We start from the raw sequence: 13,790 nt of genomic DNA, 5'->3' as shown, positions 1-13,790 counted from the left end.
CCGGAGGCACGGGGCCGTTGTCCTGACGCCATGACCGGCAGAGCCCTCGCGCGGGCGTGCAGGACTGGACGCACGGTCACCACACTAGGCCGCCGAGGGCTCCGACGGGCAGCGCTCTCCCTCTCTTGCCCGAATGCGACCAGCCCACCCGTAACGATCTGGTATGCGCCGAACGGGTGAGCTTCCGCGGGGTGCGCGGGGGTTACTCGGCGACGGGCACCGCGGCCTCCCGAGCCGCGTCGGGCCCCTGTTCGAGCAGGACGGAGAAGCCTTCCTCGTCCAGAACCGGAACCTTCAGCTGCATCGCCTTGTCGTACTTCGAACCAGGGTTTTCACCGACCACCACGAAGCTGGTCTTCTTCGAAACGGAACCGGTCACCTTCGCTCCGAGCCGCTGGAGCGACTCTTTTGCGCCATCCCTGGTGAACTTCTCCAGGGTGCCGGTGACCACGACCGTCAGACCTTCCAGCGGACGCGGGCCCTCGTCCTCTCCGGCGCCCTCGTCCTCCAGGGAGACCCCGGCGGCGCGCCACTTGCGCACGATCTCGCGGTGCCACTCCTCGGAGAACCACTGCTTCACGGCGGCCGCGATGATCCCGCCGACCCCGTCGACGGCCGCCAGCTCCTCCTCGCTCGCCTGCTCGATCCGCTCCAGGGAGCGGAACTCGCGGGCCAGCGCCTCGGCCGCGACCGGGCCCACGTGCCGGATGGAGAGCCCGTTGATGAAGCGGGCGAGCGGGCGGGTCTTCGCCGCCGCGATGTTCTCCAGCATCGCGAGCGCGTTCTTCTTCGGCTCGCCCTTCTGGTTGGCGAAGACCGTGACGATCTTCTCCTCGCCGGTCTTCGGGTCCCGCTTGGGCAGCCCGCTGTCCGGGTCGAGGACGTACGCCTTGATCGGGAGCAGCTGCTCGATGGTGAGGTCGAAGAGGTCGCCCTCGTCGACGAGCGGCGGCTCGGCCGGCTCCAGGGGCCGGGTGAGGGCGGCGGCGGCCACGGCGCCGAAGTTCTCGATGTCGAGGCACTGGCGCCCGGCGAGGAAGAAGAGACGTTCACGCAGCTGGGCCGGGCACGTCCGGGCGTTCGGGCAGCGGAGGTCGATGTCGCCCTCCTTCATCGGCTTCAGCGCCGTCCCGCACTCCGGGCACTCGGCGGGCATCACGAACTCCCGCTCGGTGCCGTCCCGCAGGTCGGCGACCGGCCCGAGGATCTCGGGGATGACGTCGCCGGCCTTGCGCAGCACGACGGTGTCGCCGATGAGCACGCCCTTGGCCTTCACGACCTCCTGGTTGTGGAGGGTCGCGAACTCGACCTCTGAGCCGGCCACGGTCACCGGCTCGACCTGCGCGTACGGCGTGACGCGGCCGGTGCGGCCGACGCCGACCTTGATGTCGACCAGCTTGGTGTTGACCTCCTCCGGCGCGTACTTCCAGGCGATCGCCCAGCGCGGGGCGCGCGCGGTGGAGCCGAGCCGGCCCTGGAGCGGGATCTCGTCGAGCTTGACGACGACCCCGTCGATCTCGTGCTCCACCGAGTGCCGGTTCTCGCCGTAGTACGCGATGAACTCCCGTACGCCGTCGAGCGAGTCGACGACCTTGTTGTGCCGGGCGGTGGGCAGGCCCCACTCGCGCAGCAGCTCGTACGCCTCCGAGAGCCGGGAGATCTCGAAGCCCTCGCGGGCGCCGATGCCGTGCACCACCATGTGGAGCGGCCGGGAGGCGGTGACCTTCGGGTCCTTCTGCCGGAGCGAACCGGCGGCGGCGTTGCGCGGGTTGGCGAAGGGCTTGTCACCGGCCTCCACCAGGCGGGCGTTGAGCCCTTCGAAGGCCTCCATCGGGAAGTAGACCTCGCCGCGGATCTCCACCAGGTCCGGGATGCGGTCGCCCCGGAGGCGCTCCGGGATGTCGGCGATCGTCCGGACGTTGGGCGTGATGTCCTCGCCGGTGCGGCCGTCGCCGCGGGTGGCGGCGCGGGTCAGCCGCCCGTGCTCGTAGGTGAGGTTGACCGCGAGGCCGTCGACCTTCAGCTCGCACAGGTAGTGGTAGTCGGTCGTGCCGACGTCCCGCGCGACCCGCTCGGCCCAGGTGGCGAGCTCCTCCTCGTCGAAGGCGTTGTCCAGGGAGAGCATCCGCTCCCGGTGCTGGACGGCGGTGAACTCGGTCTCGTACTGCCCGGCGACCTTCTGGGTCGGCGAGTCCGGCGTCCGCAGCTCCGGGTACTCCTCCTCCAGCGCTTCGAGCGCGCGCAGGAGCTTGTCGAACTCGCCGTCGCTGATGACGGGCTGGTCCTTCACGTAGTACCGGAAGCGGTGCTCCTCGACCTGCTCGGCGAGCTCGGCGTGCTTCTCCCGCGCCTCGACGGGCAGGGCCCCCTGTTCGACTGCCACCGTTTCGTCCTCCCGTTACTCAGGGTTGTCCGCGAGCGACCGTGCCGCTCTGACGCAGTGGGCGAGCGCCGCCCGGGCATAGGCGGGCGAAGCACCCGCGAGACCGCACGTCGGGGTGACGACCACGGACTCGGCGAGAGTCCCCGGATTCAGCCCCAGCCTGCGCCACAGCGTCCTGACACCCATGACGCTACCGCCCGGGTCCGACAACGGAGCGTCGGTGGACGGCACCACACCGGCGAAGAGCTTCGTCCCGCCTTCCACGGCCTCGCCGATCGCCTCCTCGTCACGTTCGGTGAGGAGCGAGAAATCGAACGAGATGCCCGCCGCCCCGGCGCGGCGCAGCAGTGCGAACGGCACGTCGGGCGCGCAGGAGTGGACGATCACCGGCCCGTCGTGGACGGCCATCACCTCGCGCAGGGCGCTCTCCACGACCTGCCGGTCGACGGCCCGGTGGGTGCGGTAGCCGCTGGCGGTACGGATCTGCCCGCGCAGTACGGCGATGAGCGAGGGCTCGTCGAGCTGGAGGACCGGGCGGGCCCCCGGGACGCGCTTCTTCAGCTCCGCGAGATGCGTGTGGAGCCCCTCGGCGAGGGAGCCGGCCAGGTCGCGGCAGGCGCCGGCGTCGCCGAGGGCGGCCTCGCCGCCGCGCAGCTCCAGGGCCGCGGCGAGCGTCCACGGGCCGACGGCCTGGACCTTGAGCGGGCCCTCGTACCCCTGGGTGAACTCCTCCAGGGCGTCGAGGTCCTCGCCGAGCCAGGAGCGGGCCCGCTTGGTGTCGCGCCCCGGCCGGTCGCTGATCCGCCAGCCGCTCGGCTCCACGTGCGCGTACAGGTCGACGAGCATCCCGATCGTCCGGCCGATCATGTCGGCGCCGGGGCCGCGCGCGGGCAGCTCGGGAAGGAAGGGGAAGTCCTCGAAGGACCCGGTGGCGGCCTTGGCGGCCTCGCGCGCGTCACCACCGGGCAGGGACCCGACGCCGGTGGCGGGGCCCCAGAGCTTGGTGTCGTCCATGTCCATCGCCCTATCGCCCCGGACGAACCGTCAGGTCGTTGATCTCCGCGTCGCGCGGCAGGTCGATCGCGGTGATGATCGCCGTCGCGACGGACTCGGGGTCGATCCAGCGGGACGGGTCGTACTCCTTGCCCTCCTGCTGGTGGACCTTGGCCTGCATGGGGCTGGCGGTGCGGCCCGGGTAGACCGAGGTGACCCGCACGCCGTTGGCGTGTTCCTCGTGGCGCAGGGAGTCCGCGAGGGCCTTGAGGCCGTGCTTGGAGGCGGCGTACGCGGCCCACTCGGCGTGCGCGTTGAGCCCGGCGCCCGAGTTCACGAAGACGACGTGGCCCTGGGAGACCCTCAGCTGGGGCAGGAAGTGCCGGGTCAGCTCGGCCGGGGCGACCAGGTTGACGTTCAGCTGGTGGTGCCAGGTCTTCGGGGTGAGCTCCCCGATCGGCCCGAGGTCGACGACGCCCGCGATGTGCAGCAGGCTGTCCACCCGGTCCGGGAGGCTCTGGTGCGAGAACGCCCAGGACAGCCGGTCCGGGTCGGCGAGGTCCCCGACGAGCGTCCGCGCGCCGGGGAACTGCGCGGCGAGCTCCTTCGCCCGCCCCGCGTCGCGCGCGTGGAGCACGAGTTCGTCCCCGCGCGCGTGGAGGCGACGCGCGACGGCCGCGCCGATGCCGGAACCCGCTCCGGTGATCACATGTGTAGCCATGCGCACCATGCTCGCATCAGCGGGCGGCGATCTCCGCCTCCAGGTGGGCGAGGGCCGTCGGACCGTCCTCGGCGAAGAAGACGAGCTCGGAGAGGGGGCGGGGCAGGAAACCCTCGTCCTCCATGCGGTGGAACTGGGCCTTCAGGCCGTCGTAGAAGCCCGCCGTGTTGAGGAGGACGACCGGCTTGGAGTGCTTGCCGTGCTTCTTCAGCTCCAGGATCTCGGTGGCCTCGTCGAGGGTGCCGGTGCCGCCGACCATGACCACGATCGCGTCGGACTTGGCGAGGAGCAGGGCCTTGCGCTCGGCCAGGTCCCCGGCGATGACCATCTGGTCGGCGTTCGGGCGGGCCTTGTGGGCGAGGAAGTCGACGGAGACACCGACGAGCCGGCCGCCCGCCTCCTGGACGCCGTCCGCGACGACCTTCATCAGGCCGGTGTCGGAGCCGCCCCAGACCAGGGTGTGGCCGGCCTTGCCGAGACGGGTGGCGAAGTCGCGTGCGGCGGCCGTGTACCGCTCGTCGAGGTCGGCGGCGGAGAGGAAGACGCAGATGTTCATGGGCCCTACCGTAAAGCGCCTCGAAAAAATCCGGGCCGCCGCGATGAGTTCCGGTGACGCCTCCGGTCTGCCCTGCCATGGACGAGGTGAGCACCATGCTGAGCGGGGTCCGGGGCCGGGTCGTGTCGCGGGACGGTACGGAGATCGCGTACGAGCGGTACGGAGACGGCCGGGCCGTCGTGTTGGTGGACGGGGCGGACGGGGGCGGGCGGGCGCTGGCCGGGCTGCTCGCCCGGCGCTTCTCCGTCGTGACGTACGAGCGGCGCGGGCCCGGCCCGGTGGAGCGGGAGATCGAGGACCTGGCGGCCGTCCTGGAGGCGGCGGGCCCGGGCGCGGCCGTGCACGGCACGGAGACCGGCGGGGCGCTCGCGCTCGCGGGCGCGGCGGCCGGGCTGCCGGTGGGCGCGGTGTCGGTGTACGAGCCGGAGCCGCTCGCGGACGGGCTCGTGGCGGCGGTCCACGCGCGCGTGCTCGTGGTCGACGGGGGCGCGAGCCCGGCGGCGACCCGGCACGCGGCCCGTGCCCTGACGGCGGCCCTCCCCCGGGCCCGGCACCGCACCCTCACGGGCCAGACGCACGAGGTGGCCCCGCACGTCCTGGCGCCGGTGCTGGAGGAGTTCCTGGAGGGGCCGCTCTAGCCGCCCTAGGCGCTCGTCGTCACGCTCGTCGTCGCGGTCGTGCGCCGGGTCGTCGCCGCGATCGTCGCCGAGCCCACCACGCGCGTGCCGTCGTACAGGACGATCGCCTGGCCGGGGGCCACGCCGCGGACGGGCTCGTCGAAGACGACCCTCAGCTCGCCGTCCTCCAGTTCCGCGCTCACCGGCGTCTCGCCGCCGTGGGCACGGAGCTGCGCGGTGTAGCGGCCGGGGCCCTCGGGGGCGGTGCCGCACCAGCGGGGCTTGATCGCGGTGAGGGCGGTGACGTCGAGGGCCTCGGCGGGGCCGACGGTGACCGTGTTGTTCACGGGCGAGATGTCGAGGACGTAGCGGGGCTTGCCGTCCGCGGCCGGGTGGCCGATCCGCAGGCCCTTGCGCTGGCCGATGGTGAAGCCGTACGCGCCCTCGTGGGTGCCGACCTTCGTCCCGGCCTCGTCGACGATGTCGCCCTCCGCCTTGCCCAGGCGGGCGGCGAGGAAGCCCTGGGTGTCGCCGTCGGCGATGAAGCAGATGTCGTGGCTGTCGGGCTTCTTCGCGACCGCGAGCCCGCGCCGCTCGGCCTCCGCCCGGATCTCGTCCTTGGTGGTGAGGGTGTCGCCGAGCGGGAACATCGCGTGCGCGAGCTGCTTCTCGTCGAGCACGCCGAGGACGTACGACTGGTCCTTGGCCATGTCGGAGGCCCGGTGCAGCTCGCGGGTGCCGTCCTCGTTCAGGACGACGGTGGCGTAGTGGCCGGTGCAGACCGCGTCGAAGCCGAGGGCGAGCGCCTTGTCGAGCAGCGCCGCGAACTTGATCTTCTCGTTGCAGCGCAGGCAGGGGTTGGGCGTGCGGCCCGCCTCGTACTCCGCGACGAAGTCGTCGACGACGTCCTCGCGGAACCGCTCGGCGAGGTCCCACACGTAGAAGGGGATGCCGATGACGTCGGCCGCCCGGCGCGCGTCGCGCGAGTCCTCGATCGTGCAGCAGCCGCGTGCTCCGGTGCGGAAGGACTGCGGGTTCGCGGAGAGGGCCAGGTGCACGCCGGTGACGTCGTGACCGGCTTCGGCGGCGCGGGCGGCGGCGACGGCGGAGTCCACTCCGCCCGACATGGCGGCGAGGACGCGGAGAGGAGTCTTAGTCATAGCGGTACCAGGGTACGGGGCTCCGGGAACCGCGGTCGCGTGAGTAAGCGTTCTCCCGGGCATGGGGAGCAAGCCGAAGGGCACGGGGGACGGGGCGGGCGGGCGGCGCGTGGGGCGGCGGGCCGTGCTGATCGGCGGCGCGGCCGCCGCGGTGGGCACGGTCGCGCTGGCCAGGGACGAGCTGGGCCGGCTCTGGTGGCGGCTGCCGGGGATGGAGAAGAAGCGGGTCGAGGGCGAGCTGGACCACAAGGGCGCCGAGTGGACGTCGGCGGCGCGGGCGAACTGGCGGCGGGCCGACCGGCCGGACGACTACACGATCGACCGGGTCGTGATCCATGTCGTCCAGGGCAGCTACGCCTCCGCCCTGAAGGTCTTCAAGGACCCCTCGCACGGGGCGGCCGCGCACTACGTGGTCCGCAAGGACGGTCATGTGGCGCAGATGATCCGCGAGCTCGACGTGGCCTTCCACGCCGGGAACCGCGACATGAACGAGCGGAGCATCGGCATCGAGCACGAGGGCTTCGTCGACCGGCCGCAGGACTTCACGGCGGCGATGTACGAGGGCTCGGCACGGCTCACGGCCGACATATGCGCGCGGTACGGGATACCCGTGGACCGGGAGCACATCATCGGGCACGTCGAGGTCGAGGGCACCGACCACACCGATCCCGGTCCGCACTGGGACTGGGACCGGTACATGGCGCTCGTGCGGAAGGCCCGCGCGAAGCTCGGCTGAGCCCGGCCGAGGCCGGCGGGCCGGGTCCGACGCCCGCTCAGCTGAGGCCGGCCGTGCGGGCCCGCTCCACGGCCGGGCCGATCGCCCCGGCGACCGCCGCCACGTCCTCCTTCGTGGAGGTGTGGCCGAGGGAGAAGCGCAGGGTGCCCCGGGCCAGGTCCGGGTCGGTGCCGGTGGCGAGCAGGACGTGGCTGGGCTGGGCGATGCCGGCGGTGCAGGCGGAGCCGGTGGAGCAGGCGATGCCGGCCGCGTCGAGCAGCAGGAGCAGGGAGTCGCCCTCGCAGCCGGGGAAGGTGAAGTGGGCGTTGGCGGGGAGCCGCTCGACCGGGTCGCCGCCGAGGATCGCGTCGGGGACGAGCGTCCGTACGGCGGTGACGAGCTCGTCGCGCAGGGCGCCGACCTCGCGGGCGAACTCCTCCTGCCGTTCGGCGGCGAGCCGGGCGGCGACGGCGAAGGCGGCGACGGCCGGCACGTCGAGGGTGCCGGAGCGGACGTGCCGCTCCTGGCCGCCGCCGTGCAGGACGGGTACGGGGGTGTGCTCGCGGCCCAGGAGCAGGGCGCCGATGCCGTACGGGCCGCCGATCTTGTGGCCGGACACGGTCATCGCGGCGAGCCCGGAGGCGGCGAAGTCGACCGGGACCTGACCGACGGCCTGGACGGCGTCGGCGTGCAGGGGGACGCCGAACTCGGCGGCGACGTCGGCGAGTTCACGGACCGGCATGATCGTGCCGATCTCGTTGTTCGCCCACATGACGGTGGCCAGGGCGACGGACTCGGGGTCGCGGGCGATCGCCTCGCGGAGGGCGTCGGGGTGGACGCGGCCGTGGCGGTCGACGGGCAGGTACTCGACGTCGGCACCCTCGTGGGTCGCCAGCCAGTCGACGGCGTCGAGGACGGCGTGGTGCTCGACCGGGCTGGCCAGGACGCGGGTGCGGCGGGGGTCGGCGTCGCGGCGGGCCCAGTACAGGCCCTTCACGGCGAGGTTGTCGGCCTCCGTGCCGCCGGAGGTGAGGACAACCTCGCTCGGCCGCGCGCCGAGCGCGGCGGCGAGCGTCTCGCGCCCCTCCTCGACGGTCCGCCTGGCCCGCCGGCCGGCGGCGTGCAGGGAGGAGGCGTTGCCCGTGACGGCGAGCTGGGCGGTCATCGCCTCGATCGCCTCGGGGAGCATGGGCGTGGTCGCGGCGTGGTCGAGGTAAGCCATGGTGGGTCGATTCTACGAGCCCGGGTACGCGGACCCGGCGCCCGGCCTGTTCGCGCCGGGCGCCTACGGCGGTTATCGGCCGCGGGAAGGCGTGGGGAGGCTCAGTCGCGCGGGGCGCGGGCCAGTTGGCGGGACTGGGCCACCAGGCGGTTCGCGCTGTCCCAGACCTCCGCGTCCTCCTCCAGGAAGCCGCCCGCCAGGTTCCGCGTGGTGATCGAGACGCGGAGGGGGCCCGGCGCCGGGCGGCAGCGGACGTGGGTGGTGAGCTCCACCGTCGGGGTCCAGCCCTTGAGGCCCAGTTCGAAGGAGGTCGGCGGCAGGGCGTCCACCGCGAGCAGCAGGGACAGGGGGTCCGGCTCGCGGCCGTCGGCCAGGCCGAACCAGGCCCGCATCTCGCCCTTGCCCGAAGGCGCGCCGACCGCCCAGCCCACGCAGGCCGGGTCGAGGCGGAGGTCGAGGCGGTCCGCGATCGCGGACGAGCCGGGGATCCTCGGGGCCGGGTTGTCGGCGGCGCTGAAGCAGTTCTCGATCGCGGCCATCGCCGGCGGCGCCGCGGAGGTGCGGACGTCGTCGGGGAGGGCGTCGAGGTCCCCGTACGAGGCGAGGACGCGGATGCGCTCGACCTCGGTGCCGTCCTCGGCGTACTGGAAGAGCGAGGCCTGGCCCGTGGAGAGCGTCCGGCCCGTGCGGACGGTCTCCGTCCGGATCACCGCGGGGCCCGGCACGGACGGCGTGAGGTAGTGCGCCGAGATCGTGAACGGGTCCGGGTGCGGGAGGTGGTCGCCGAGGGCGCGGCCGAGCAGGGCGAGGAGGTAGCCGCCGTTGACGGCGTGGATGATCGTCCAGCCGGCGGAGAGGTCGGCGTCGTAGACGCCGGGTTCCCGGAGGGTGACGGCGGTGTCGCGGTCGAACTCGCTCGCGGCGGCGACGGCGGTCTCGGTGCTCGTGCTCATGTTTTCGACGGTACCGCAGCTAGCTACTGAGCGGTAGCTTTTTCGGCGTCCACCTCGCTGGCGGAGGAACGGCGGTTCCAGGCGCGGGGCGCGCGCCAGTGGTAGCGCATCGCCAGGAGCCGGAGCGTGAAGGCCGTGAGGACGGCGGCGCCGCTCGTGAACGCGTTGAGCGCGTCGAACCGGATGCAGAGCACGACCATCGTCGCGCCCACGATCGCCGGGACGGCGTACAGGTCCCGGTCCCAGCGCAGCAGCGACGGCACCTCGTTGGCCAGCACGTCGCGCAGCACACCGCCGCCCACGGCCGTGGCGAGGCCGAGCGCGGCGGAGGAGGTGAGGCCGAGGCCGTAGTCGTACGCCTTCGTCGTCCCCGTGACGCAGAAGAGGCCCAGGCCGGCCGCGTCGAAGACGTTCACCGCGGTCTGGGTGCGCTCGACCTCCGGGTGCAGGAAGAAGACGAAGGCCGTCGCGATCAGCGGCATCAGGAAGTAGCCGAGGTCCGTGAAGGCGGCGGGGGGTACGGCGCCGATGATCAGGTCGCGGAAGAGACCGCCGCCGAGGGCGGTGACCTCGGCGAGGACGGCGATGCCGAAGACGTCGAAGTTCTTGCGGACGGCGAGGAGGGCGCCGGAGATGGCGAAGACGAAGATGCCGACGAGGTCGAGGGCGTGTTGGACGGAGGGGGTGAACAATTCGTGGAGCACGCGCCCATTGTCCCGGTTGCCCCGGGCCCCCTGGCCCGCCGTACGGGTTGCGGGCCACGCCCCGCCGCGCCCCGTTGTGGGCAGTCGTTCCGCTGGGGCGGAACGGGTGGGCACAACGGACCCGCGCCCTGCCGACGCCAGAGGCTTCCGCGCCTGAACCCGCACCGGGAGCGCGCCGCGGCAGTGGTGCGGGTCCAGGCGCGGAAGCCTAGGCCCGGCTGGGGGCGCCGTCCCGTGTGCCCACCCGTCCCGCCCTGCGGGACGATTGCCCACACGGCAGGCGGCGAAAGGCACCGCCCAGCACGGGCGCGGGCCCGCGCGAGGCGGGTGGGCCTGGGTGCGCCGCCCAGCGCGAAAGGCGAGGCCCCTGGCGCCTTGGGGCGGCAGGGGCCTCGTCGGTCACGCCTTCGGCGCGTCGTCCTCGGCGGCGGCCTCGGAGGCCTCGGCCTCCGACTCGGCCGACTCCGGCGCCTCGGCCTTGGCCGGGGCCTCCGGCTCGGTCGGCTTCGGGGCCTTCGGCTCGGTCGGTTCCGGGGTCTTCGTGATCGTGACGTCCACCGACTCGCGGGGCTCCGGGATCGTCAGGCCCTCCGCGTTCTCCGGGTGGTGGCAGGCCACGCGCTGGCCCGGGCGGAGCTCCAGGAGCGGGGGCTCCTGGGTGCGGCAGAGATCCGTGGCCTTCCAGCAGCGGGTGTGGAAGCGGCAGCCCGGCGGCGGGGCGATCGGGGACGGGACGTCGCCCTGGAGCAGGATGCGCTCGCTCTTGACGCCCTTGCGGCGCGGGTCCGGGATCGGGACCGCGGACATCAGGGCCCGGGTGTACGGGTGCATCGGGGACTCGTACAGGGACTTGCGGTCCGCGAGCTCCACGATCTTGCCCAGGTACATCACCGCGATGCGGTCCGAGACGTGCCGGACGACCGAGAGGTCGTGGGCGATGAACACGTAGGTGAGGCCCAGCTCGTCCTGGAGGTCGTCCAGGAGGTTGACCACCTGCGCCTGGATGGAGACGTCCAGGGCGGAGACCGGCTCGTCCGCGACGACCAGCTTCGGCTTCAGGGCCAGGGCGCGGGCGATGCCGATGCGCTGGCGCTGGCCGCCGGAGAACTCGTGCGGGTAGCGGTTGTAGTGCTCGGGGTTCAGGCCCACCAGGCTGAGCAGGCGCTGGACCTCCTTCTTCACGCCGCCCTCGGGCTCGACGCCCTGGAGCTTGAAGGGGGCCGAGACGATCGAGCCGACCGTGTGGCGCGGGTTCAGCGAGCCGTACGGGTCCTGGAAGATCATCTGGACGTCCCGGCGCAGCGGGCGCATGCCCGAGACGCCGAGGTGCGAGATGTCCGTGCCCTGGAACTCGATCTTCCCGCCGGTCGGTTCGAGGAGGCGGGTGATGAGCCGGCCCATCGTCGACTTGCCGCAGCCGGACTCGCCGACGACGCCGAGCGTCTCACCGGGGTAGACCTCGAAGTCGAGCCCGTCGACCGCCTTGACCGCACCGGTCTGACGCTGGAGCAGGCCCTTCCGGATGGGGAAGTGCTTCTGCAGGCCGGTGACCTTCAGCAGGGGTTCCATCGTGTCGCTCACAGCTTCGGCGCAATCTCTTCGGTCCAGATGCGGGTGCGCTCCTCCTGCGGCATGTGGCAGGCCGAGTGGTGACGCTCTCCGACGAGGGTCAGCTCGGGGCGCTGGGTGCGCGTGATGCCGCCCTTGGGGACGTCGGCGTACGGGCAGCGGGGGTTGAAGGCGCAGCCGCTCGGGACGTTGATGAGGCTGGGCGGGTTGCCCTTGACCGGGATGAGCCGCTCGGTCTGCTCGCGGTCGATCCGCGGCATCGAGCCGAGCAGGCCCCAGGTGTAGGGGTGCTGCGGCTCGTAGAAGACGGACTCGGCCGGTCCGCGCTCGACGCAGCGCCCGCCGTACATCACGAGGATGTCGTCGGCGAGCTCGGCGACGACGCCGAGGTCGTGCGTGATGATGATGACCGCGGAGCCGAACTCCTTCTGGAGGTCGCGCATCAGGTCGAGGATCTGGGCCTGGACGGTCACGTCGAGCGCCGTGGTGGGCTCGTCGGCGATGAGGAGCTCGGGGTTGTTGACGAGCGCCATGGCGATCATCGCGCGCTGGCGCATGCCGCCGGAGAACTCGTGCGGGTAGTTGTCGAACCGCTTGGCGGGCTCGGGGATGCCGACCCGGTCGAGGAGTTCGACGGCCCGCTTCTTCGCCGTCTTCTTGTCCACGGGGTGGTGGACGCGGTACGCCTCCACGATCTGGTGGCCGACCGTGTAGTACGGGTGCATCGCGGACAGCGGGTCCTGGAAGATCATCGCCATCTCGCGGCCGCGCATCTTGCGGACCTCTTCCGGGTCGCCGGAGAGGAGCTCGCGCCCGTTCAGCCAGATCTCGCCGGAGATCTTGGCCTTCTGCCGGCCGTACTGGCCGACCGTGTGCAGGCCCATGATGCCGAGCGAGGTGACCGACTTGCCGGAGCCGGACTCGCCCACGATGCCGAGGGTCTTGCCCTTCTCCAGCTGGAAGCTGAGGCCGTCGACCGACTTCACCAGACCGTCGTCGGTCGGGAAGTGGATCTTCAGGTCGCGTACGTCGAGGAAGGCTTCGGAGGGGGCGGACTTCCCGGTGTCGACGGGCTCTCCCACCGCCGCGCCGGTCTTCGTCAGCTTGTCCGTCATGCGAGCCTCACTCGGGGGTCGATCACCGCGTACAGCAGGTCCACCACGAGGTTCGCGAGGACGACGCAGGCGGCGGTGATGAGGGTGACGGCCAGGATCAGCGGCAGGTCACGCTCGCTCACGCCCTTGATGGCGAGGCCGCCGAGTCCGTGGAGGCTGAACGCGGTCTCGGTCAGGATCGCGCCGCCGATGAGGGCGCCGAGGTCCATGCCGAAGATGGTCAGGATGGGGGTCATGGTGGAGCGCATGGCGTGCTTGCCGAGCACGACCGACTCCGGCAGGCCCTTGGCCCGCGCGGTGCGGATGTAGTCCTCGCCGAGGACCTCCAGCATGGTGGCGCGGGTGAGGCGCGCGTACATCGCCGCGTACAGGAAGGCCAGGGTGACCCAGGGGAGGAGCAGGCCGCCGAACCAGCCGGTGAACGACTCGGTGATCGGCACGTACGAGGCGTCGACCCAGCCGAGCTGGGTGCGGAAGACGAGCATCGCCAGCATGGCGGTGAAGAAGATGGGGAGCGAGACACCGGCGAGCGCGGTGATCATCGCGGCGCGGTCGATGATCGTGCCCCGCTTGAGCGCGGAGACCACGCCCGTGGCGACACCCATGACCAGCCACAGCACGGCGGCGCCGATGACCATGGACAGGGTGACCGGGAAGGCGTCGGCGAGCATCGTCGACACGTCCTGCTCGGTACGGAACGAGTAGCCGAAGCAGGGCGCGGCGCAGTGGATCGTGTCGCCGCCGCCGGTGTAGTCCCGGCCGACGAAGATGCCCGAGACGAAGTGCCAGAACTGCACCAGGATCGGATCGCCCAGGCCGAGCTTCTGCCGGATGGCCTCGATGGAAGCCGGATCCGCCTGCTTGCCGACGAACATCGCGGCAGGATCACTGCCGGTCATCTTGGGGATGAGGAAGAAGATGCTGAGCGTCACGAGCGTGACGACGAGCAGCATCACGACGACTGCGAAAAGCCGTCGGATTATGTATGCAAGCATGCGGTCGGCCGGTCGGCGGCCGGGGAATCCGGTCGGATTCCCCGGCCGCCGGGGCGGCCATCACCTGCCCTTCGGACCTGGCGGCGG

At 72.2% G+C, this 13,790-nt stretch carries 13 protein-coding genes; 2 read left to right on the top strand and 11 right to left on the bottom strand.

Going from position 1 to position 13,790, the window contains the following annotated elements; all coding sequences use genetic code 11:
• Nucleotides 1–202 precede the first annotated feature (202 nt).
• Genes ligA through SVTN_RS26565 form a run of 4 tightly spaced genes read right to left on the bottom strand, consistent with a single transcriptional unit; the run spans nucleotide 203 to nucleotide 4,653 of the window.
• Nucleotides 203–2,383 carry an NAD-dependent DNA ligase LigA gene (gene ligA / locus SVTN_RS26580; RefSeq protein WP_041131367.1) on the bottom strand — a complete coding sequence of 727 codons (2,181 nt, stop codon included), beginning with the start codon at nucleotides 2,381–2,383 and terminating at the stop codon, nucleotides 203–205.
• 15 nt (nucleotides 2,384–2,398) lie between these two features.
• A complete protein-coding gene (locus tag SVTN_RS26575; protein WP_041134276.1) occupies nucleotides 2,399–3,397 on the bottom strand; it encodes a methionine synthase in 999 nt (332 codons plus the stop codon).
• A gap of 10 nt (nucleotides 3,398–3,407) precedes the next feature.
• Nucleotides 3,408–4,106, bottom strand: a complete 699-nt coding sequence (locus SVTN_RS26570) for an SDR family oxidoreductase (RefSeq protein WP_041131366.1) — start codon at nucleotides 4,104–4,106, stop codon at nucleotides 3,408–3,410.
• A gap of 7 nt (nucleotides 4,107–4,113) precedes the next feature.
• Nucleotides 4,114–4,653 carry an LOG family protein gene (locus tag SVTN_RS26565; RefSeq protein ID WP_041131365.1) on the bottom strand — a complete coding sequence of 180 codons (540 nt, stop codon included), beginning with the start codon at nucleotides 4,651–4,653 and terminating at the stop codon, nucleotides 4,114–4,116.
• A 77-nt stretch (nucleotides 4,654–4,730) separates the two neighbouring features.
• Between SVTN_RS26565 and SVTN_RS26560 the strand changes: the two genes are divergently transcribed.
• Entirely contained in the window at nucleotides 4,731–5,291 is a 561-nt protein-coding gene (locus tag SVTN_RS26560; RefSeq protein ID WP_052499314.1) for an alpha/beta fold hydrolase, read from the top strand.
• A 5-nt stretch (nucleotides 5,292–5,296) separates the two neighbouring features.
• On the opposite strand, the gene mnmA is transcribed toward SVTN_RS26560, so the two are convergent.
• Entirely contained in the window at nucleotides 5,297–6,430 is a 1,134-nt protein-coding gene (mnmA, locus tag SVTN_RS26555) for a tRNA 2-thiouridine(34) synthase MnmA (RefSeq protein WP_041131364.1), read from the bottom strand.
• Nucleotides 6,431–6,491: 61 nt separating this feature from the next.
• Here mnmA and SVTN_RS26550 point away from each other — a divergent pair, with 61 nt between their 5' ends.
• Nucleotides 6,492–7,166, top strand: a complete 675-nt coding sequence (locus SVTN_RS26550) for an N-acetylmuramoyl-L-alanine amidase (protein ID WP_041131363.1) — start codon at nucleotides 6,492–6,494, stop codon at nucleotides 7,164–7,166.
• Between the two features lie 37 nt (nucleotides 7,167–7,203).
• On the opposite strand, the gene SVTN_RS26545 is transcribed toward SVTN_RS26550, so the two are convergent.
• The 6 genes from SVTN_RS26545 to SVTN_RS26520 all read right to left on the bottom strand — a co-directional run bounded on the left by SVTN_RS26545 (nucleotide 7,204) and on the right by SVTN_RS26520 (nucleotide 13,703).
• On the bottom strand, nucleotides 7,204–8,367 hold the full coding sequence (locus SVTN_RS26545) for a cysteine desulfurase family protein (protein ID WP_041131362.1): 1,164 nt from the start codon (nucleotides 8,365–8,367) through the stop codon (nucleotides 7,204–7,206).
• 101 nt (nucleotides 8,368–8,468) lie between these two features.
• Nucleotides 8,469–9,320 (bottom strand): thioesterase family protein, encoded by an 852-nt coding sequence (locus tag SVTN_RS26540; protein WP_041131361.1) that lies wholly within the window; start codon nucleotides 9,318–9,320, stop codon nucleotides 8,469–8,471.
• Between the two features lie 23 nt (nucleotides 9,321–9,343).
• Nucleotides 9,344–10,024 carry a trimeric intracellular cation channel family protein gene (locus SVTN_RS26535; RefSeq protein WP_041131360.1) on the bottom strand — a complete coding sequence of 227 codons (681 nt, stop codon included), beginning with the start codon at nucleotides 10,022–10,024 and terminating at the stop codon, nucleotides 9,344–9,346.
• 399 nt (nucleotides 10,025–10,423) lie between these two features.
• Nucleotides 10,424–11,593 carry an ABC transporter ATP-binding protein gene (locus SVTN_RS26530; protein WP_063782345.1) on the bottom strand — a complete coding sequence of 390 codons (1,170 nt, stop codon included), beginning with the start codon at nucleotides 11,591–11,593 and terminating at the stop codon, nucleotides 10,424–10,426.
• Nucleotides 11,594–11,601: 8 nt separating this feature from the next.
• Entirely contained in the window at nucleotides 11,602–12,708 is a 1,107-nt protein-coding gene (locus SVTN_RS26525; RefSeq protein ID WP_041131358.1) for an ABC transporter ATP-binding protein, read from the bottom strand.
• On the bottom strand, nucleotides 12,705–13,703 hold the full coding sequence (locus SVTN_RS26520) for an ABC transporter permease (RefSeq protein ID WP_041131357.1): 999 nt from the start codon (nucleotides 13,701–13,703) through the stop codon (nucleotides 12,705–12,707). The genes SVTN_RS26525 and SVTN_RS26520 overlap by 4 nt, the downstream gene beginning before the upstream one ends.
• Nucleotides 13,704–13,790 lie beyond the last annotated feature (87 nt).

The sequence above is a fragment of the Streptomyces vietnamensis genome (assembly GCF_000830005.1).
Lineage (GTDB): Bacteria > Actinomycetota > Actinomycetes > Streptomycetales > Streptomycetaceae > Streptomyces > Streptomyces vietnamensis.
Note: the sequence above shows the minus strand (reverse complement) of the source record. Positions and strands in the feature narration are given on the sequence as shown.

What these genes read in the sequence shown, in the direction of transcription:
- SVTN_RS26575 (WP_041134276.1), bottom strand. Translation starts at nt 3,397, where the DNA reads ATGGACGACACCAAGCTCTGGGGCCCCGCCACCGGCGTCGGGTCCCTG.
- SVTN_RS26570 (WP_041131366.1), bottom strand. Translation starts at nt 4,106, where the DNA reads ATGGTGCGCATGGCTACACATGTGATCACCGGAGCGGGTTCCGGCATC.
- SVTN_RS26565 (WP_041131365.1), bottom strand. Translation starts at nt 4,653, where the DNA reads ATGAACATCTGCGTCTTCCTCTCCGCCGCCGACCTCGACGAGCGGTAC.
- SVTN_RS26560 (WP_052499314.1), top strand. Translation starts at nt 4,731, where the DNA reads ATGGACGAGGTGAGCACCATGCTGAGCGGGGTCCGGGGCCGGGTCGTG.
- mnmA (WP_041131364.1), bottom strand. Translation starts at nt 6,430, where the DNA reads ATGACTAAGACTCCTCTCCGCGTCCTCGCCGCCATGTCGGGCGGAGTG.
- SVTN_RS26550 (WP_041131363.1), top strand. Translation starts at nt 6,492, where the DNA reads ATGGGGAGCAAGCCGAAGGGCACGGGGGACGGGGCGGGCGGGCGGCGC.
- SVTN_RS26545 (WP_041131362.1), bottom strand. Translation starts at nt 8,367, where the DNA reads ATGGCTTACCTCGACCACGCCGCGACCACGCCCATGCTCCCCGAGGCG.
- SVTN_RS26540 (WP_041131361.1), bottom strand. Translation starts at nt 9,320, where the DNA reads ATGAGCACGAGCACCGAGACCGCCGTCGCCGCCGCGAGCGAGTTCGAC.
- SVTN_RS26530 (WP_063782345.1), bottom strand. Translation starts at nt 11,593, where the DNA reads ATGGAACCCCTGCTGAAGGTCACCGGCCTGCAGAAGCACTTCCCCATC.
- SVTN_RS26525 (WP_041131358.1), bottom strand. Translation starts at nt 12,708, where the DNA reads ATGACGGACAAGCTGACGAAGACCGGCGCGGCGGTGGGAGAGCCCGTC.
- SVTN_RS26520 (WP_041131357.1), bottom strand. Translation starts at nt 13,703, where the DNA reads ATGCTTGCATACATAATCCGACGGCTTTTCGCAGTCGTCGTGATGCTG.